Source organism: Acinetobacter sp. NigerLNRRAM0016, from assembly GCF_054112845.1.
This window is the reverse complement of the sequence record NZ_JBSYVT010000021.1, coordinates 15,908-36,314: the sequence shown is the minus strand read 5'-3', so window position 1 is coordinate 36,314 and position 20,407 is coordinate 15,908. Positions and strand designations below refer to the sequence as shown.

General features: G+C 42.3%; 17 protein-coding genes and 1 riboswitch. Of the genes, 8 read left to right on the top strand and 9 right to left on the bottom strand.

Annotation, left to right across the window (positions count from 1 at the left end; translation table 11 throughout):
• Nucleotides 1-85: 85 nt before the first annotated feature.
• Both ACWQ4X_RS13200 and ACWQ4X_RS13195 read right to left on the bottom strand, forming a co-directional pair.
• Entirely contained in the window at nt 86-1,888 is a 1,803-nt protein-coding gene (locus ACWQ4X_RS13200; RefSeq protein WP_161933307.1) for an acyl-CoA dehydrogenase C-terminal domain-containing protein, read from the bottom strand.
• Between the two features lie 309 nt (nt 1,889-2,197).
• Nucleotides 2,198-2,818: a hypothetical protein gene (locus ACWQ4X_RS13195; protein ID WP_457903957.1), complete on the bottom strand. Its 621-nt coding sequence runs from the start codon at nt 2,816-2,818 to the stop codon at nt 2,198-2,200.
• A gap of 133 nt (nt 2,819-2,951) precedes the next feature.
• On the opposite strand from ACWQ4X_RS13195, the gene baeS reads away from it, so the two are divergent.
• Entirely contained in the window at nt 2,952-4,607 is a 1,656-nt protein-coding gene (gene baeS / locus ACWQ4X_RS13190; RefSeq protein ID WP_457903956.1) for a sensor histidine kinase efflux regulator BaeS, read from the top strand.
• Nucleotides 4,608-4,618: 11 nt separating this feature from the next.
• Nucleotides 4,619-5,305, top strand: coding sequence for a response regulator (locus ACWQ4X_RS13185; protein WP_457903955.1), 687 nt, complete (start codon nt 4,619-4,621; stop codon nt 5,303-5,305).
• A gap of 87 nt (nt 5,306-5,392) precedes the next feature.
• Here the strand turns inward: ACWQ4X_RS13185 and ACWQ4X_RS13180 are convergent, their stop codons facing one another.
• From ACWQ4X_RS13180 to ACWQ4X_RS13160, 5 genes are all read right to left on the bottom strand, one after another.
• Nucleotides 5,393-6,838: a protein adenylyltransferase SelO gene (locus tag ACWQ4X_RS13180; protein WP_457903954.1), complete on the bottom strand. Its 1,446-nt coding sequence runs from the start codon at nt 6,836-6,838 to the stop codon at nt 5,393-5,395.
• 107 nt (nt 6,839-6,945) lie between these two features.
• Complete coding sequence (locus ACWQ4X_RS13175) at nt 6,946-8,112, bottom strand: acyl-CoA desaturase (RefSeq protein ID WP_457903953.1); 1,167 nt, start codon at nt 8,110-8,112, stop codon at nt 6,946-6,948.
• Nucleotides 8,113-8,404: 292 nt separating this feature from the next.
• Complete coding sequence (locus ACWQ4X_RS13170; protein ID WP_457903952.1) at nt 8,405-9,124, bottom strand: glycerophosphodiester phosphodiesterase; 720 nt, start codon at nt 9,122-9,124, stop codon at nt 8,405-8,407.
• Between the two features lie 214 nt (nt 9,125-9,338).
• Nucleotides 9,339-9,917 carry a cob(I)yrinic acid a,c-diamide adenosyltransferase gene (locus ACWQ4X_RS13165; protein WP_457903951.1) on the bottom strand — a complete coding sequence of 193 codons (579 nt, stop codon included), beginning with the start codon at nt 9,915-9,917 and terminating at the stop codon, nt 9,339-9,341.
• A gap of 95 nt (nt 9,918-10,012) precedes the next feature.
• Nucleotides 10,013-11,854: a TonB-dependent receptor plug domain-containing protein gene (locus ACWQ4X_RS13160; RefSeq protein WP_457903950.1), complete on the bottom strand. Its 1,842-nt coding sequence runs from the start codon at nt 11,852-11,854 to the stop codon at nt 10,013-10,015.
• Between the two features lie 35 nt (nt 11,855-11,889).
• Nucleotides 11,890-12,094, bottom strand: a riboswitch (cobalamin riboswitch).
• A 144-nt stretch (nt 12,095-12,238) separates the two neighbouring features.
• On the opposite strand from ACWQ4X_RS13160, the gene ACWQ4X_RS13155 reads away from it, so the two are divergent.
• The 5 genes from ACWQ4X_RS13155 (at nt 12,239) to ACWQ4X_RS13135 (ending at nt 16,785) form a co-directional block, all read left to right on the top strand.
• A complete protein-coding gene (locus tag ACWQ4X_RS13155) occupies nt 12,239-12,880 on the top strand; it encodes a phosphoribosylanthranilate isomerase (protein WP_457903949.1) in 642 nt (213 codons plus the stop codon).
• Nucleotides 12,864-14,093, top strand: coding sequence for a tryptophan synthase subunit beta (gene trpB / locus ACWQ4X_RS13150; protein ID WP_457903948.1), 1,230 nt, complete (start codon nt 12,864-12,866; stop codon nt 14,091-14,093). The genes ACWQ4X_RS13155 and trpB overlap by 17 nt, the downstream gene beginning before the upstream one ends.
• Before the next feature lie 83 nt (nt 14,094-14,176).
• Entirely contained in the window at nt 14,177-15,100 is a 924-nt protein-coding gene (locus tag ACWQ4X_RS13145) for an FRG domain-containing protein (protein ID WP_457903947.1), read from the top strand.
• An 8-nt stretch (nt 15,101-15,108) separates the two neighbouring features.
• Nucleotides 15,109-15,624, top strand: coding sequence for a DUF1543 domain-containing protein (locus tag ACWQ4X_RS13140; RefSeq protein WP_457903946.1), 516 nt, complete (start codon nt 15,109-15,111; stop codon nt 15,622-15,624).
• Nucleotides 15,625-15,792: 168 nt separating this feature from the next.
• Nucleotides 15,793-16,785: a DUF2804 domain-containing protein gene (locus ACWQ4X_RS13135; RefSeq protein ID WP_100240638.1), complete on the top strand. Its 993-nt coding sequence runs from the start codon at nt 15,793-15,795 to the stop codon at nt 16,783-16,785.
• A 73-nt stretch (nt 16,786-16,858) separates the two neighbouring features.
• Here ACWQ4X_RS13135 and ACWQ4X_RS13130 read toward each other — a convergent pair whose 3' ends face one another.
• On the bottom strand, nt 16,859-17,743 hold the full coding sequence (locus ACWQ4X_RS13130; protein ID WP_161933317.1) for a metal-dependent hydrolase: 885 nt from the start codon (nt 17,741-17,743) through the stop codon (nt 16,859-16,861).
• A 136-nt stretch (nt 17,744-17,879) separates the two neighbouring features.
• On the opposite strand from ACWQ4X_RS13130, the gene ACWQ4X_RS13125 reads away from it, so the two are divergent.
• Nucleotides 17,880-18,914 (top strand): AraC family transcriptional regulator ligand-binding domain-containing protein, encoded by a 1,035-nt coding sequence (locus ACWQ4X_RS13125; protein ID WP_457903945.1) that lies wholly within the window; start codon nt 17,880-17,882, stop codon nt 18,912-18,914.
• A 58-nt stretch (nt 18,915-18,972) separates the two neighbouring features.
• On the opposite strand, the gene ACWQ4X_RS13120 is transcribed toward ACWQ4X_RS13125, so the two are convergent.
• Nucleotides 18,973-20,310, bottom strand: a complete 1,338-nt coding sequence (locus tag ACWQ4X_RS13120; protein WP_457903944.1) for a Na+/H+ antiporter NhaC family protein — start codon at nt 20,308-20,310, stop codon at nt 18,973-18,975.
• Between the last annotated feature and the right edge of the window lie 97 nt (nt 20,311-20,407).

Sequence of the window (20,407 nt, the reverse complement as noted above, 5' to 3'; positions counted from 1 at the left end):
AGCATTGATTACATAAAAAAAGGACCGTCAAAACCGACCAGTCCTTTTTTCTTAAATTAACATTGCAAGCAACATTAAAGTGTGATTAGAACGCGAAGTGTTCCGCATCTAATGACATTAATGGCTCTACACCACCAGAAATTACTTCAACGTGTGAACGAACACGCGGCAAGATTTTCTTGAAGTAGAAGCGAGCAGTGGTCACTTTGGCATTGTAGAAGTCTACATCGGTAGTGCCCGCAGCAAGCGTTTGCTGTGCAACCAATGCCATTTGAGCCCATAGGTAAGCCAGCGTGACATAACCAGAGAAGTACAGGTAATCTACCGCAGCAGCACCAACTTCATCTGGGTTTTGCATTGCGCGCATACCAATTTGCATGGTGAGGTCGCCCCATTCTTTGTTGAGTGCAGCCAATGGCTCAACAAACTCTTTCATTGCCGCATCGTCTTTGTTGGCTTCGCAGAATTTGTGAATCATCTTGGTGAAGTCTTTCAACATTGCACCTTGAGTACCCAACACTTTACGACCTAATAAGTCCAACGCTTGAATTTCTGTTGTACCTTCATATAAGCACGAGATACGGGTATCACGAACAATTTGTTCCATACCATGTTCAGAAATAAAGCCGTGACCACCAAACACTTGTACGCCGTGTTTTGCAGATTCAGAACCTGTTTCAGTCAAGAAGGCTTTTGCAATCGGGGTAAGCAACGACAAAATGTTGTCAGAGTTTTTACGCTCTTCTTCAGTTGCACCTTGTTCTACAATATCTGCATGGAAAGATAACAAGTAAACCAATGCACGACCAGCTTCAGCAAAAGATTTTTGCGTTAACAGCATGTTACGTACAGCTGGGTGCACAATAATTGGATCTGCTTCTTTTTCAGGTGCTTTAGGACCAGAAAGTGAACGCATCGCCAAACGGTCTTTCGCGTATGCAAGCGCACCTTGGAAAGAACCTTCCGATGCAGCAAGACCTTGAACTGCTGTACCGATACGTGCCGTGTTCATGAAGGTAAACATACAGTTTAGACCACGGTTTTCAGGTCCAATTAAGTAACCTTTTGCATTGTCAAAGTTGATCACACAGGTCGCGTTACCATGAATACCCATTTTGTGTTCAATTGAACCACAACGCACCGCATTACGCTCACCCACAGTACCATCAGCATTTAAGTTAAATTTTGGTACGATGAATAATGAAATACCTTTAGTGCCTTTTGGTGCACCTGGCAGGCGTGCAAGAACGATGTGAATAATGTTCTCTGCCATGTCGTGCTCACCAGCAGAGATAAAGATTTTCTCGCCAGTAATTGCATAGCTACCATCCGCATTTGGTTCAGCTTTGGTACGGATAATACCAAGGTCAGAACCTGCATGAGATTCTGTTAAGCACATGGTACCTGTCCAAACACCTGATACAAGGTTTGGCAAGTAAGCATCTTTTTGTTCTGGTGAACCGTGGTGTTCTAAAGTACGCACTGCACCATGAGATAGACCAGGGTACATACCCCAAGCCCAGTTCGCAGTACCAACCATTTCAGAAATCACGTTACCTAAAGAAACTGGTAAACCTTGACCGCCATATTGCTCTTCAGCAGAAAGAGAAGGGAAGCCGAGTTCGATATATTTTTGATACGCTTCTTTAAAGCCAGTCGGTGTTGTCACCACACCATCATTCCAAGTACAACCTTCTTGGTCGCCGCTTTGGTTGATTGGAGACAACTCATTTTCACAGAAATCTGCAGCAGCTTCTAAATATTGGTCAACCAATTCACGGCTTACGGTTTCTTGGAAAGCAGGCAGTTTTGCATAATGTTGTTCAGCATTTAGTAATTCATGCAAAACGAACTGCATATCACGTAAGGGCGCTTTGTATTGTGGCATGTCGGTTTTCCTCAATACTGGTTTCAACCAGCGTTATAATCCTAATAAACATGGTGACGTGCCTTCAATGACACGTTTTTAAGTACAAGTTAATCGTGCAACATCTTGTTATAAGGTACAAGCTCTTGCCCCCCATTTCTTAGTGACTGTAAAGTCAAAAAAAGGTGGCTTGAATTTTCTAAGTACATTGAGTGTAAACGTTTTTATGTTTTTTTAGATGATACAAATAGTCAAAAAACGTAAAAAGTTATGTCCCTCATTTAGGCATAAAAAAAGACGCTTGCGGCGTCTTTTTTGTTGTAAATCTGCTTATGCTGCTGGAGGCGGAGCCATATTTGCTGTTGGTGCAGCATTCGGCTGTGGTTGATTTGGGAAGAAACGTACTGAACATTTGCCTGAAAGTGTTTGTTCACCAGCTTTAATCTGAACAACTTTACCATCGGCTTGACCTTTACATGCAGTTTCAACCGCTTGTTGGAAGGCTTGCTTTTCTTTTAAACGTTGATCGAACTGTTGCACCATTTGTTGACGCTGAGCATCTGTCAGTTTTTCGCCGCGTTGTGGGCGCATCATGCCTTCATCACCTTGCATTGGCGGTTGACCCATATGCATGCCATGACCGCGTTTCTGATCGGGTTGGAACACGATATTACATTGACCATCAATCGTTTGCGTGCCTGCTTTTACTTGAACAGTTTGTCCCGCAGTTTTGCCGTCACAGGCTTGTTTCATCTGTTTGAACATTTCTTTGTGTTCAGCGCGCATTTGTTCACGTTCAGCACGCTGTTCAGGAGAGAGGCGCTCACCATGGCGACCATCCATCATACGATGTGGTTGATCTTGTGGCTCAGGTGTTGATTGGCAAGCGGTTAAAGCACCGACACTTAAAACACCGCAAGTGGCTAATACAATTTTTTTCGTCAAGTTCATTACAAGTTACCCCAGCACGCTATTTTTCATTTGTGCTTAAAGATTAAATAATAAAGATGAAGAAACAATGGAGGGTTTTTTGAAAATAGGTTGGTTACAATAGCCTTAACAAAATAACAATTGAGCACCGCTGTTGAATATCCGACGTGTCCCGATTGCACTACGCCTCTTCTTGACTGTATTGCTTACCACCTTGGTGATTATTACGCTAAGTCTGGGGGTATTGCATTGGACCATGCAAAAAAACTTCACCCGCTATGTGGCTGATGTTGAAATGCAAAAGCTGGATCATCTGATCAGTAATTTGGCAAGCGTGTACTCGGTTTATCATGACTGGGGCAATGCCATTCAGGCACAAATTCTACAGATTGAAGGGCAGGCAGACCCTGATGATTATGACCGTTTGTCGCATTGGTGGTTACGCCGACAGTATGATATTGCCTTGCAGCAGCGTTATTTTGAAGAACATACCTTTGTCAATTTGCCGCCCACTTTGGCACGTGCAGATCAGGGTAAGCCCTTATTAGATCAAGAGGAATTACGCTGGTTAGAGTTGAACCTGCCTTCGGAATATCAGCCTTTTGAGGGGCTGAAATTTCCATTGAAATCCAATGAAAATGCCTTCCGTCCGCCCGATCGTAAAGAGGGGCAAAATAAATTAAAAGAGACGAATCAGAAGAAACAATTTATCTCAATGCCTGACCGACTCGGACTCAGTTCACGTTTATCTTTATATGATGCCAAACGCCAATTTGTGGTGGGAGAGCCTGCTTCAGATCAGATTTCGTATCGCCCGATTATCGTTGATGACAAAGTGGTGGGTTATTTGGGCTTAAAACCTGTGCTAGATCAGGATGATGCCTTAAGTATCAACTTCTTTAGTAATCAAAAGCGTTATTTGTTCTTGGTGTATGGCTTGACCATTTTGGCGAGTTTGATTGCTGCATTATTGTTGGCGACCTATTTCAAGAAACCAATTCAGCGCTTGTTGAATGGTACGCGTGAACTGACCCAAGGCAATTACCAACATCAGGTGAAAATTAACCGTAATGATGAGTTGGGTGATTTATCCAATGAGTTAAATCGACTGGCAGAAATTCTGGATCAACACGAAACTTCGCGTCGTCAGTGGGTCGCAGATACCTCACACGAATTAAAAACCCCATTGGCTGTTCTGCAAGCGCAGATTGAAGCCATGCAGGATGGGATTCGTAAAGCTACCCCAGAGCATTTGGATGCCATGATGCGTCAAGTCAGCAGCCTGAAAAAATTAACTCAGGATTTGGCGGATCTGGCGCAGGCAGATGCACAACAGTTGAAGTGTTATTTTAATGCCATCAATCCTTGGGACGTGGTGGTGCAAGAAATTGAAAACTTCAAGCCAAAGTTTGAACAGGCTAATCTGAAAGTTAGCGTGCAGGGCGATGCGCCTGTCTTACAATTAGATACAGACCGATTCAAACAAATTGTGGTCAACTTACTCAGCAACAGTATTCGCTATACCGAGCAAGGCGGAGAAATCCAGATTCATACTGAACAAACGGCTACAGAGTGGAGTTTGTATGTGGATGACAGTCCTTACGGTTTAAGCGACGAACAATTACGGCATTTGGGTGAACGTTTTTATCGTGTCGATGATTCGCGTACCCGAAGCACAGGTGGTACAGGACTGGGACTGGCTCTTTCCTGTAAGATTGCGCAGGCACTCGGTGGACGTTTGAGTTTTGAACATTCGCCTTTGGGTGGGTTGCGTTGCAAACTCACTTTTCCCAAACAAATGAAAGCATAAAGGAACTATTCATGAAGCATATTATGCTGGTTGAAGATGAAGTTGAACTGGCTCAATTGGTCCGTGATTATCTAGAAGCAGCAGGCTTTGAAGTCAGTCTATTCCATGATGGGCAAGAAGCTTATGACAGCTTTATGCAGCGTAAACCGAGTCTAATGATTTTGGACTTGATGGTACCGCGTATGGATGGTCTGACCATCTGCCGTAAAGTGCGGGAACAGTCGGATTTGCCGATTATTATGGTGACTGCACGTACCGAAGAAATTGATCGTGTATTGGGGTTGAACATGGGTGCAGATGATTATGTCTGTAAACCGTTTAGCCCGAAAGAATTGGTGGCTCGTGTGCAGGCCGTGTTACGTCGTTTAGACCGTAAAGCCGAGCCTGAAGAAAATAGCTTGTTCCGTATAGATAAAGCACAACAACGCATCTTGTATCAACAAAAGACCCTCAACTTAACCCCAACCGAGTTTCGCTTGCTGGAGTTGTTCTTGGAGCATGTTGGTCAGGTCTATTCGCGCGTGCAACTACTGGATCATATTAACCCAGACAGTTTTGATGTCGCTGACCGTGTTATTGATAGTCATATCAAAAACTTACGCCGTAAGATTTCGGATGCCGCAGAGACTGGAAATCGCCATGAATGGATTCAAGCCGTGTATGGTGTGGGCTACCGTTTTGAGTATCCAGAAGATTAACACTTCTAGATAAAACAAGTTTTCCTGTGGATAACCACAATGTTATCCACAGAAAATGTGGATAAACGCGTTGAGGAAATCGACAATTTAAGAAGAACAACTGACCATCACTTCGGGCACATCGTTTGGTAATGGGCCTAAATCTTCAGCGCGCTCAACATCAGGCTGTTTTGTAAATGGCTGGCTGAGCAAGCTGAACAAGCGGTCTACCTCTGAAAAATCATTGCACTCTGCCAACTCAATTGCCCGCTGTGCCATATGATTACGCAAAATATAGTGCGGGTTGGCATGCTGCATGGCTTGATCTAATGCAGCTTGATCTTGATGTTCTCGAATCGATTGATATTGCTGCAAGAACTGCTCGAACTGACGCCGATCAAGACAGTCATCCAAGAGCAGTTGAAATTCTTTATTTTGCAGACGAATAAAGCTTTGGGTGTAGTCCAGTTGTTCAGATTGCAAAATTCTTAAGAAGAGCATGCCACAATCAAAGCTCTCTTGATGAAAATCAGGCAAGCCCATTTTTTGACAAAGCCCTAAACGGTAATGTTCGAGAAAGGTCGGTTCATAATGGCTTAAGCAGGCGGTCAAATCTTCTTTCCATTGCTCTTTTTCATAACCTTCAGGGATCAAAGGCATTAAATTGTTGAGCCAGATCCATAAGTTCCAATGCCCGACACTCGGTTGCTGCTGATAGGTATAGCGACCCTGATAATCGGAATGGTTGTTGATCCAATTCGGGCGGAAACGCTCCATAAAGCCGTATGGACCGAAATCCAGAGTAGAACCTGTGATATTCAAGTTATCAGTGTTCATAACGCCATGTGCAAAACCGACCAACTGCCATTTGGCAATCATGATTGCAGTCCGTTGCACGACTTGTGTTGCAAAAGCCAAGATCGGCTGTTCAGCATGTAGACATTCAGGATAGTGCCATTCAATACATTTTTGGGTAAAGTCAGCCAACAGGTCAGATTGGTACTGATTAATCCACTCAAAATGCCCCAAACGGATATGGCAGTCGGATGTCCTGAGTAGCATCGCACCGAGTTCTAATTTTTCACGTTGGACACCTTGGGTTGATGAGGTGAATCCAACAGCATTACTGGAAGGGATGCCGAGTGCATTTAAGGCATGTCCTGCCAAATACTCTCGAATGACTGAGCGTAGAACTGCACGTCCATCTCCCATGCGTGAATACGGGGTTTGACCTGCACCTTTTAAGTGTAAATCAATGGTTTGTTGCTTTTTATCTAAGATTTGTGCAATCAGTAAGCCACGACCATCGCCAAGTTGTCCTGCCCATTGTCCAAATTGATGCCCAGCATAGACCATGGCAAGTGGCGGAAATTCAGAAAAAGTTCGTTGTCCACTACAGATTTCCACCCAAGCGGCTTGTTCTTCAGCACTCCATTGCAGTTCTTCAGCCAATGCTTGATTGAAATGCCCAGCTTTCGCGCCAACAAGAGGAAGTGGCATTTGCTGATGGTAAAGTTTCGGACTGAGGGTGGGGTAGCGTGAATTGAACAACATAAGATGGGATCTGGCGATTGGACTCAGCCCACTATAACAAAACCATCAGCTAAAAATGAATAAAGCTTCCATTTGGAAGCTTTATTCATGACATACAGTGCTGAGGGTTATTCAGAAACTGCATTCTTTTTGATGTTGCGCATCAAGGTTTTTAAAGTTTCACGATGCTGACCTAAACGTTGTTCCACCAAGTGGAAGTCCGCTTTTAATTTATGGTCCATCTGATGAATTTTTTCAGCCACTGATGCTTTTTTAGCTTGAATTTCCTGTTCTTTCAATTTTGCCCAGTCATTCAATGTATGGGTAAATGCTTCATATTCTTGCGCAATACGCTGTTTTGCATGGGCAATATCTTCATTGACATTTAGACCATATACAGCCAAATCTTGCTCAGCATATTTGAACTTCATCGCAAGTTCAGCTTTCTTAATATTAAAGCTTGGAATACGACGTAAGTTCTTCGCTAAACCGAGTTTTGAACATGACCAAATTAACCATTTGGTTGGGTCATATTGCCACCATTTCACGCCGTTACGGTAGTCGTATTGGAAAATATGGTGATAGTTGTGATAACCCTCGCCCCAAGTCGCAATTGCAAGCAAGAAGTTGTCACGCGCGGTATTTTCGTCAGTATAAGGACGTTTACCCCACATATGGCACAGCGAGTTAATAAAGAAAGTCACGTGATGGCTAAGGATTAAACGAACCAATCCACCCAATAACACCACGCCCCACATATCACCGACAGCCCAGCCAATCGGTAACAAAATACCGGTATGCACCAAAATCACCAATGGTATATAGTACTTGTGCTGGAACATGACCAGTTTGTCATTTAACAAGTCTGGTGCATTTTTATAATTTGGTTCTGCTGCTGGATAATCACGTAACATCCACCCGATGTGGGCAAACCAAAAGCCTTTATTAATTGAATATGGGTCTTTTTCTACATCATCCACATGGCGGTGATGGGTGCGGTGACCAGAAGACCAGAATAAAATACTGTTCTGAACAGCAAAAGTACCCATAATCATTAAAATGATTTTTAAAGGTAAAGTCGCTTCATAGGCACGGTGCGCCCATAAACGATGATAACCCGCAGTAATACCTAAACTACTTACACCCAATAACACAATCATGCTGACCCAAGCGCTAGCGCTAAAATCATGATTCATGGCATACAGGGGAAGAGCGATAACCGCAACAATAGGTAAAAAAACTAGGGCAAAAACTGCAACCCAGTTAATTGGGGCTTGAGGTAGGGGAGGATTCATCTCCAACAGCACTCCTAGAAACCTTGGACAGGTTAAAATTGAGAACTTAAATCAATACAAATTGTAAGGATTAAGATTCTGGCATATTAGCATGAGCAACATTTGTACTCTAGCATTATTATACAGATGTATTGTACTAAACAGTAACAGAATAAGACTATGCCAAGATTGAATTTATCGTAATCAATCGGCTATTTTTATTGGTTGCTCGGTATATTTCTATTGTACTTTAGGTCAACCGCCATACTCGTCTCAAGTTTATACAAACTGTATTCTATGCAAGAGTGTATTTTTAGCCCAGATCAAGCTGTTGCAGCATCATGGTCGGGAAATCGGTAATCAAACCGTCAATCCCACAGGCTTGTAAATGTTTGGCACGTTCGAAATCATTTACGGTCCAGACACTGACTTTTAATCCTGCTGCTTGCGTGGCTTGTATCATGGCATCCGTTGCCAATTGATTCATCCATCCGATACGGCTACAGCCCAATGATAAAGCTTGTTCAATGGCGTGTTCTTGAATATCGTCCTCAATTAAAAGTCCACGTTTAAATTGGGAATTGGATTGCTGTAAGGCTTGGTGAATTTTCAAATCGAAACTGGTGATGACCGCATTGTGTTCAAATCCTGTTAAAGCGTGCTGTAAACTTTGAATCAGTCTTTCTGCCGCTGCCAGATCCTTTACCGCTTTAACTTCAACTTCAAGATGCGAAAACTCACGGAGAAGGTTAAGACTTTGTTCTAAGGTGGGCGTGACTTGAGGTTGCCAATCCATCCAGATTGCCGCTTGGTTATAGTGAGCTAAATCATCAACTGTACAGCTATACAGTTCAAGGTCAATCGATGTTGTACGCAAAAAGTTATCGTCATGCATGACCACCAAGGTATCATCGTCGAGTTGGCGGACATCAAATTCGATGGCACGAATGCCTAAGTCATGAAGATATTGGAAGCCTCCTAAAGTATTTTCAGGAGCTTCACCACGTGCGCCACGATGTCCGATAATCTGCATGTTTATCTGCCTTTATTTTTCAGTTTTGATGATGGAGTTGTGGATCTTTTCACAATCTTTGATCTTAAGATTCAAGGATGATTTTAATCATTTCATCTGAAAATAGTTTTAAAAAAAAGAAAAGCAGAGTAATAAAAATGCGTGCAAAGTTTTGGGTGCTTGGTTTCATCGAGGCTCAATCACTAAAATTCAGCCTCGATCATCTATACGCGTCTTAAATAGTATCGTTGATATTCTTTTGCCAAAGCACTTCGCTTCCGCCTTCAGCATGTTGCAATGTACGTGAAGCCACAAATAGCCAGTCAGAAAGTCGGTTTAATAATTGCAACGAGCTTGGCTGAATATTTTGGTCACGGTGATGAACAGACATTAAGCTGCGTTCAGCGCGACGGCAAACAGCACGTGCTTGATGGGCAAAACTGCAGGCTAATGTGCCTGAAGGCAAAATAAAGTCTTTGAGCATGGGTAAAGCTTCATTCATGCGATCAATTTCTTGTTCGAGGTATTCAACAGAAATGGGTTGTACCAAGTGATAGTTGGGAATACACACTTCACCGCCTAAGTCGAATAACCAGTGTTGAATCAGACTTAAGCTTTTATCCCATGTGGATTGTTCAGCAATATCACTTTGACTAATCTGCGCACGTAGAATACCAATGCATGCATTCAGTTCATCAACATCGCCTAATGCGATAATGCGTAAATCATCTTTAGCGACACGTGAACCATCGCCAAGACCAGTCGTGCCTGAATCGCCTGTACGGGTATAAATTTTACTTAAACGGTGGCCCATAACTTTTCCTTAGGTTGAAATGAAAAAAAGGATAATGCCGGTCAAAACATTATCCATAAACTGCGCTGTTTTATATATTTTTTTAAAGCTGAGAATTAATAACGGAAAGTTACCCCAGCTGAAGCAAGGCGACCGCCATTGATATAGTAACTACCACTGCCATAAGCTGTACGATAGTTGCTATCGCCTACATTCTGGATATTGGCAAATACTTTGATAGCGTTACTAAGATTATAATAGCCATTCATATCAACTCTTAAGTGTCCAGGAACAGTAATATCATCATAGGCACTATTATCGTATGAACTACTCGCCATCAAGGTGGTTGAGAAGCCAAATTTACTGTCTTGCCATCCTGTGGTCAGGGTCGCATTTTGACGTGGGCGACGACTTAAATCTTCATCAGTTTTATCATTTTTGGCACGGACATAGTTATAACCTACATTCACATACAGATTCTCACCTTGCCATTTTAGATAAATTTCGCTGCCTTCAAATGTCGCTTGGTCAATATTTTGGAAGATATACCCTGTAACGCTAGTTGCATCAATTAAGTTTTCAACTTCGGTACGATACAAAGAAATACCTGTGCTAAAACCATGGTTGAGGTTCTGATCTAAACCAATTTCATAAGATGTGCTTTCCTCGGGTTTTAAATCAGGATTTCCGTAAGCACTATATAGTTCGTTCAATGTTGGTGAGCGGAAAGCTGTGCCAATATTGGTGTAAATGCTGGTTAAAGGAAATAGCTGATAACGAGCAGCAATTTGTCCAATGGTGTGCGTGCCATATTTCTCATTATCTTCTACACGAATGCCAGCTTGAGTATTTAAACCATTAGCATTGTATTGATGTTGTAGATAATAACCTTGCGAATCTACATCTGCAGCATATGGACTACCCCAAGAAATCACATCGCCATCAATATTTTGATAAGTAGTACCTAATAAAATATTTTGTGAAGGTGTGAACTGCCATTTACCATAGAGTTCAGCTTCTTGTGTAGTGCTATGGACGAAGTCATATGTCCCGAGATAATTTAGATCATTTTGATCAATATCATCTTTAAATTGTGATACGCGGGCATTCACTTCAACACTAGGAGCAAGATTGACACGCCCTTTGATGTTTACAATTTCATTTTTGAAATCTTGATTAGCAACTGCACCATAATTGTCGTATTGGGAATTCCCTTCGTTCTCACTGTAGTCGAGTGAGAGCGCATATTTTTCTTTTTCTACACCAAATTTTGCCGAATAACCAGTTTGATCAAAAGCTGCATCAGGTGCATTTTTACTGTCTTTTACAGGCGTACCATCGGTTTCCAAATGTTGACCACGGATTTGTGCGTAGAAACCATTTTCAGCGAGATCAGCACCAACAAGTGTTTTATAAGTTGAATTTTCACCAATCTCACCTGTCACGAATGCGCTATTCTTTTCTGGCGTTTTTGAGACAAGTTGGACTACGCCACCAATTGCATCAGTGCCATAAAGCACAGATGCTGGACCTTTGAGGACTTCAATTTGTTGAATATCGGTAGTGTCGATAAATGGTAGTGAAGCCGTGCCTGTAGTGGCAGAATTTAGTCTTACACCATCACGTAGAATCAATGTTTGATTTGAGTTAGTACCACGTAGAAAAATTGATGCAGTTTGACCATAACCACCGCTTTGTACCATATTAATGGCTGCATCAGTCATTAATAGATCGGGTAAAGCGGCAATCGGAGATTGTTCAATAATTTGCGGTTCAATAATGGATATACGTGCAGGAATATCTTTAATTTTTTCTTCAGAACGTGTTGCTGTCACCACCAAAGTGTCTAAAGATGCATTAACAACATTGGAACTATCTTGTGCAGATACAGACGTAGAGAAACCCATCGCAATCGCGATTGCGCCCACTAAAGCAGTAGGCTGAAATAAATTTGACATGTTTGCTCCATACATTCACCCCCCGTGAATGATTGAGTTAAACGGCACAATAAGCAGGTCTCCGGACTCAAATATAAATATTGCGAACAATATTGGTATACCCATCTTCCCACACGAGTGCAGTGATGTAAGTGCAAACTTATAAAGGTATACGTTTCGTTTTACCGTTGCGGGGGCAGTGTTGGATTCGCACCAACTTCCCTAAAGCATATCGCTATGACTTATTGCATTTGGGCGCAGTATAAGGTTTGTACGCGAATTAAACAATCTATGTAAAGAATATTCGGGATGAACTTTACTCAAGAGAAAAGAATTGCATTACAATGATTCGCCCCGATATTCATAGACAGGCTATGAATTTGGTCAAGTAAGAGCTGAAATTGTATGCGAACCCGTGCCAAAATTTGTGGAATTACCCGTGTTGAAGATGTCCAGTCTGTAGTACAGTCAGGGGCGGATGCAATTGGCTTGGTTTTTTATCCTCCAAGTCCACGCCATGTCAGCATTGAGCAAGCACAAATTTTGGTAAAAAACATTCCTGCTTATGTACAGGTGGTCGGTTTATTTGTAAATGCGACAGCGGATGAGATAGCAGAGGTGTTAAAGCTGGTGCCTTTGGATATGCTGCAATTTCATGGTGATGAAACGCCTGAACAATGTCAGGCCATTGCTCAGCATACGGCACGTCGCTGGTATAAAGCGATTCAGGTCAAACCTGATTTGGATGTAATCGCCTGCATCAAAAAATATCAAGACGCAGGTGCAAGCGCAGTATTATTGGATGCTTGGCATCCTGAACTGAAAGGTGGGACGGGTCACAGTTTTGACTGGACACAGTTTCCACAACTCGATATTCCTTTAATTTTGGCGGGTGGTTTAAAACCTGACAATATTGAAGAAGCAATACAAACAGCACAGCCTTTTGCTGTAGATGTTAGTGGCGGTGTAGAGTCCGCAAAAGGTATTAAAGACCAACAACTCATACAACGATTTATGCAAGGAGTCCAACGTGGATCAGCAAAATAATGTGATTGACTATACCCAATTCCCTGATGCAAAAGGGCATTTCGGTATCCATGGCGGACGTTTTGTGTCAGAAACTCTAATGGCTGCATTAGAGGATTTAGAAAAGCTCTATTTCCGTATGAAAAACGATGAGCAATTTCTGGCAGAATTCGACCGTGATCTCGCCTACTATGTAGGTCGTCCTAGTCCTTTATATTATGCTGAGCGATGGTCGAAAGAGTTGGGTGGTGCGCAAATTTATTTAAAACGTGAAGATCTGAATCATACAGGTTCACATAAAGTAAATAACACCATTGGTCAGGCGTTGCTGGCTAAGCTTTCAGGTAAAAAACGTATTATTGCCGAAACGGGTGCGGGTCAGCATGGTGTTGCAACAGCAACCATCGCGGCACGTTTAGGTCTTGAGTGCGTGGTGTTTATGGGTGCAGAAGACGTGAAACGTCAAGCCATGAACGTGTATCGTATGCGTTTATTGGGTGCAACTGTTGTCCCTGTAGAAAGCGGCTCAAAAACCCTGAAAGATGCTATGAACGAAGCGATGCGTGACTGGGTGACGAACGTCGATTCAACTTACTACGTGATTGGTACAGTGGCAGGTCCACATCCATATCCACAATTGGTCCGCGACTTCCAATCGATTATTGGTCGTGAAGCACGCCGTCAAATTCAAGAGCAAGCGGGACGCTTACCAGATGCCTTGGTTGCGTGTGTCGGTGGTGGTTCCAATGCAATGGGCTTGTTCTACCCATTCTTGAACGATGCTGAAGTGAAAATGTATGGTGTAGAAGCCGCGGGTTATGGCATTGAAACTGGCAAGCACTCTGCACCTTTAAATGCAGGTCATGTCGGTGTGCTACATGGTAACCGTACCTACTTGATGTCGGATGAACAAGGTCAGATTATTGAAACGCATTCAATTTCTGCGGGTCTGGATTATCCAGGTGTGGGTCCTGAGCATAGCTTCTTGAAAGATATGCACCGTGTCAATTATGTGCCAATCAATGACCAAGAGGCGTTGCAAGGCTTCCGTGATTTGACCAAAATTGAAGGGATTATTCCTGCGCTGGAAAGCTCACATGCGATGGCGTATGTCACGAAATTGGCGCCAACCATGGACAAAGATCAAATCATTATTGCGACCGTTTCTGGTCGTGGTGATAAAGATTTGATGACAGTTGCGCGTATTGATGGTGTGGAAATGGTCGAGATGTAAGCTCAATCATCTAATAAAGCTCCTGATTTAGGAGCTTTATTTTTATATATAGTTTGAGAAAAATGGAGAATGGAAGAATACTGATGGAGATACAAGAAGGTTTGGGGTTTAAAGAATTAATAGTTGATACAGCAGAAGAGTTTATTGAATTAATTCGACCAGATAAAAAGAATGTTAAAGAATATTTGGGCAGTGCAAATGATCAATATATTTATAGAGGGCAAGCAGATTCAAGTTGGGAGTTGACTCCAAGTTTATATAGAAATATATCAAGAAAGGAAATCCTCTCAGATACGTATGATGGTATCTGTTTTATGCATTGGGTTCACTTGAAAAATTTTGTGTATGGATGTGATCTAAACTCATCAATTGTGCCTTTTGATTCATTTGAATTTCGTTCTGAATGGTTAGAAGATTTCGATGATAGAGTTGTTAAAGATAGTACAAAATGGCCTGATGCTAAATTATATGAATTAATTGCTTATGCTCAGCATTATGGAGTTTATACAGAATTTTTAGATTGGACTAAAAATCCTTTAATTGCTTGCTATTTTGCGGCATCTCAAGTTGTAAAAATGAGAAAGTTAGATGGGTTCATGTCGATATGGGTTTTTGATACAGAGAAGAAGAACTTACTAAATAAATATAATGACAAAGTATTTGAAATCATTGAAGTTCCTAAAAGTATAAATCAGAATATTTCTTCCCAGCAAGGGTGCTTTACTTTAGTCCGTCAAAAAATAATGAGAGGGGTTAGATTAACTTTTAATGAGAGTTTAAGTAAATATGAACAAATTCAAAACTTAAATGAATTGATAGCTGAGAAAAAGATTAACTCTCTGATTAAAATTTCTGTTCCATGTAAATGGGCTATTGATATCTTAAAATATTGTGATGCCTATACTGTTAATGCTGCTACTGTTTTTAGAGGAATTAGTGGAGGGGCAATGTATGTACAGGAAGGTTTAGAAATTATTGAATATAAAAAGTTAATAGATGCTAAGTAGGTAAATTAATGTCCCATTTATTTTTGGTGATGCTCGGTGGTCGCCATGCACGTGCCAATACCGAAGTACATGATGTCGTGGCGGTATGTGGTGATTGCTTAGAAGATACATATCCACAATTAAGACAGGCATGGTTTGCTGAGCAAAAGGGCTTACATATTGATGCTTGGATGAAAATTAATAGTGTTGAATCCGAAGGGCAGTTTTATCAAGTCAGTTTTAGTTCGACTGCTCCAGAAGTGGATGCTCCCAAGTTGTTTTTGATTAATTTAGGGGGCTATGACGCCCGCGAATTTGGCGAATTGCATCGTTATTTATTGGTTGTCGCTCATGATGCCACACAAGCTAAACAACGCGGTAAACAGTACTTTGATCACAACTGGCAAAAACCACATACGGACCGTGTGCTTGAAGTGGATGATTGTATTGCCTTAGAACAAGTCGAAAATCGTTATATTCATCTGACATTAACCACGCGTCAAGAGAATGAGTGGAAAAACACCTATCTGTTATTAAATGATTAATAATTAACATTTTGCGTTGGCTATGCGATGCTGCCACATTTTTATGCTAACATGGCATGCATAAGAAATGATCGACAAATGCTGCCGAGAACATTGAGGGAAAGTCTGGGCGAAATGCGCTTTGTTGATTGCAACAGATCTTGCGATATCTGAAATGGAATTGAATAAATGGATTTAATTCAGTCGAATGGTCAGCCCCATTATGGTCGGTTTGATGCATTGCCGCGAAATATTGACGTTCAAAAATACCAATATAAAACGCCTTATGGTGACGTGCTGGATGGTTGGCGTAAACGCTTAAAATATAAAAAGTTTAAATTCTGTTCCATTCAACATGAGCATTACACCATAGGCGTAGCAATTGCCGATATTGCATGGGCGGGGCATGGCTTTGTCTATTTGTATAATCATCTGACACAGGAAGTACAAGAATGGAATGCAATTAACTTTCTGGCACGCAACACTTTGCTGGATGAACAGCCCTTATATAACCAAAGTTTTTTTCATAAATCGCCTTTTCAAATTGAAATGCAGCATGCCAATGGGGTGCGCTATATTCGCGTTACCAAGTATGGTGAAATTAAACTGAATGCCCGTATTTTCTGTGCGGGGACCCAACCACTCAGCATGTGCAGTCCGACAGGCATTAATGGCTGGACCTATACCCAAAAGCTGACCACCCTTGGTTGCGAAGGCTATTTTGTCAATAAGCAGGGTGAAGTGGTGCAATTTCACGAGAAAACCTTTGCTTCTTTAGACGATACTTGCGGATTTTTACGCCCTGAAACAGCGTGGTTCTGGTTATCCTGCAATTTTTGGGATGCGCATAATCAACGCATCGGACTGAATTTGGCTTCTGGCGTCAATGAAAGCTTTGGCAATGAGAACTGCTTGTGGGTGAATGGACAGCTGTTTCCATTGAGTGACATTTTATTTGAACATCTGGAAGATGAGCGTTGGAGTATTCGTTCTCTAGATCAGCGCTTAAATTTAACCGTCACCACGGGTTGGCGTCGTTATGAAAATCTGAATTTAAGATTGGTGGGTAGTCAGTTTAGCCAGTGGCAGGCGCGTATTAGCGGAAGCATTCAATTGGATGATCAAGAAATTGTACTGCTTGATGAGTATGGCTTGTTAGAACAGCACTATGCGAAATGGTAATGAGATCGTCTCTTAGTCATGTCTAGGTTTGAGTTGAATACTCAACCTAGACATCAAACGCAGTATAGTACTTTTATTTTTGACGTTGTGCTGCCTGCCAAAAAGCTTCACCAGCTTGAATCGGGTCATTGGTCTCGGCAAGCGTATTTACCCAGACATCATATTGACGAATAATCGGTTGCTGCGTGGGGTGGAAGTCTTTTTTAAACCAATCCATATATTGTTTGCGAATGCTGGTTAAGGTGCCTTTCCGACCAAAGAACCATGGCAGCCCTTTTAAAATCATCTTCATGCGTTGCCAGCGACCAAAGCCATCATGAATTAGCATCACATTGGCACGGTACAGGGTAAAGCCGATCATCATCAGTGTGGTGAGAATAAGCGCCCAACGTCGCATCAGTTCTGAAACTTCGCCAACTTGCTGCATCACATCATAAGCAACATCACGATGCTCCATTTCTTCAATGGCGTGCCAAGCCAGGAGTGCACGGACATAAGGATGGGCATGTTCTAGAGTTTCTTTTTTGCCATAAAATGTTTCTGCCATCAGCGCCGTCAAATGCTCTGCCGCCGCAGTCATGGCAATATTGTATTGCGGTGAACGTTCTTCCAGCTCAAATTTAAAGACACGATTAATTCGTTGAATAAACTGATCTACAGGCATGCCTTGTTTACGCATAACTTGGTTCATTTTTTCATGGGCAATACCATGTTGCGCTTCTTGACGAATGAAGGCGGCAACACGTTGTTCTAAGTCAGGATCTGTAATTTTGTCTCGAAATAAGCGTACCGATTGAATAAAGTAACGCTCGCCATCAGGAAAAGTCAGGCTGAGGGCGTCAAAGACTCGGGTTAAAAACGGATCATTGTTCATCCAGAAGCGTGGCACCTGATCCAATTTAAAATCGAACTCGGTACGAACGACGGGTTGAACCTGATTTCGGACGATTGTATTCATCTTTATTTGACTAATAGAACCTTTAATAAGTGCAAGTATGTCGGTGTTTGTCGGATAAGTTTTGACAGTACTTGCCATTTTTTATACATTTTATGCCATATCGAAAATAAAAAATGTCAAATAGACAGGTAGAGCCATGTATACCCTACAAATCCCCAATGGCTTTTTTCACTTATGGCATAGCTATCTTAAATCACGTGATATAGATGGTTTTGCATTCCCATTCTCAGCTGTGCAAAAACAACAGCTTAATTATATTTTAGCACAACCGATTGATGCGCAATCATCTTACGTTTTATTTATAGATTTAATACAACAAACCGAACAACAACTCAACTGTCCACATCTGATTTTCGATATGGTGCAGCATGTTCAGCCTGAACATTTCGGAATCTTGGGCTATATCGCATCGAAAAGTACCAGTGTTGCGGAAGCCTTGCATTTTGTTCTGCGCTTTAACCGTCTGGTGATTGATGGACAGGAAAGTGTGCCGATGCATCTGTCGCAAAAAGATCAAGTGATTCATCTGCATTGGGGATTTTCCCACAGTGGACATGTCTTGATTAATGAGATGACGGTGGCTGCAATGGTGCAACTGGCCCGGCAAATTTTTTCTTTCGAGCAGTTTTCATTAAAGAGTTTGTCTCTTGCCCATGAACCACGTTGTGCGCTGTATCATTATCAGCGCTTTTATGGATGTCAGGTGTATTTTCATCAACCACGCTACGCCTTAGAGTTGAACCGCGAAAGTCTGTTATTGAAGTCGCAGCAGCCAGATCCATCTCTGAATCATCTGTTGTTGAAACATGCCGAAGAAGTCATTGCCACGAAATCGGAACATATGACTTTAATGACGCATTTACATACGCTGGTGGCAGAATATTTGCTCTTTCATCAGGAGGTGCCCAAGCTGGAGTGGGTGGCACAGGAATTACATTTATCAGTAAGGACTTTGCAACGGCAGTTGAGTGAATTTGACAGCTCGTTCAAAAAAGTGATTGAGACTGAGCGGATCAAGCGCTGCAATATTTTGCTGCAACAAAAAATTACGCTCAGCGAGATTGCCTTGGCACTCGGATATTCGGATCAATCTGCTTTGGCACGTGCCTATAAGGCTGCGACAGGGCAGACTTTGTTGGCACGTCACCAACAATACAAATTAAAAGCATAGCGCAGGAATCTACAATAAAAAAAGCGGCTGATTCAGCCGCTATAAAAATGACATGAATTTAGGATAGCTTTTGATTCAAGCGTGGATAGCGCAATGTGATGGCTAAAAGGGCAAAAATCGCCAAGACCCAACAATAATAAATATGACCAATCAATTCGACAGGAGAGAGTTTGGCAATAGAGCACGCCAATAACAGTTGAGCGCCGTAAGGGATGAGCCCTTGCACCACACAAGAGAAGATATCCATGAGTGCGGCTACACGCTTCGGATCTAAGCCGTATTCTTGAGCCACTTCACGTGCCATATCGCCAGATAAAATAATCGCTACGGTATTATTGGCAACAAACAGGTTGGAGAAGACGACTAAGAAACTGACGCCAATTTCGCCTGCGCGCTGTTGTCCGACTTTGAGCAGGCGAGTTAGGCTATAAATCCGCTGAATCAGCCACTCTAAACCACCTTCACGCTGCATGATGGCAGATAAGCCACCGAGTAGCATGGAGAGTAATGCCACCTCAAACATGCCGACAAATCCATCATAAATAGAGGTGTTCAGCTTCAGTAAAGTGAAGTCAGCATGTTGAAGGAGTCCAATCACGCCAGAAATCACAATGCCTATAGTTAAAACTGAAAGTACATGCAGACGACTAAAGGCCAAGCAAAATACCGTCACATAAGGCAGAATCAGCCACAAGTCATAGTCATGATATTGAATGGCTTGTGAGTCTTTGCTCATCAAAATATAGACCAAAATGGTGATGATGGATGCAGGTCCCGCAATCCAGATATTGACCCGAAACTTATCTCTTAACTGGACTTTCTGACTGCTGGTTGCGGCAATGGTGGTATCCGAAATCATGGAGAGATTATCACCAAACATCGCGCCACTGACCACAGCACCAATCGCCATCACGGTTTCAATATCCGTCACCTGCGCAAAGCCAAAGGCAATTGGGGCACAAGCGGCAATGGTACCCATCGAGGTGCCCATAGCGGTGGCAATAAAGGCTGAAATCACAAACAGCATTGGTAAAACAAAAGTAGGCGGAATCAGCGATAGCCCAAGTTGCACCGTTGCATCGACACTGCCAATGGCACTGCTGGTACTGGCAAATGCCCCTGCCAACATAAACACCATAAACATTAAGATGAGATTGGGATGGCTTGCCCCTTTGAGGAAGGTCTCAATCGCTTGGTTTAAGTGCCCTTTAAAGATCAGTACAGCAAGAATAACCGCAGGCAGAGCAGCCACAGGGGCTTTAATTTGATAAAAGGCAAACTCGGTGCCAATCAGGGAGTGATAAATTCCGCTACCCAGAAAGATAGCCAAAAAAACAATAAGAGGAAGTAGCGCAAGCGCTCGGGCTTGCACTTTGCCCTGTGGGTCGGAGGTCATAAAGTAAAGAAAACAGCGAATAAGTGAGCATAGTATAATGTAGCTTTTGCAAATTCTTAAAATTTAAAATGTAAAACCCGACCGAGGCATTGTCGTT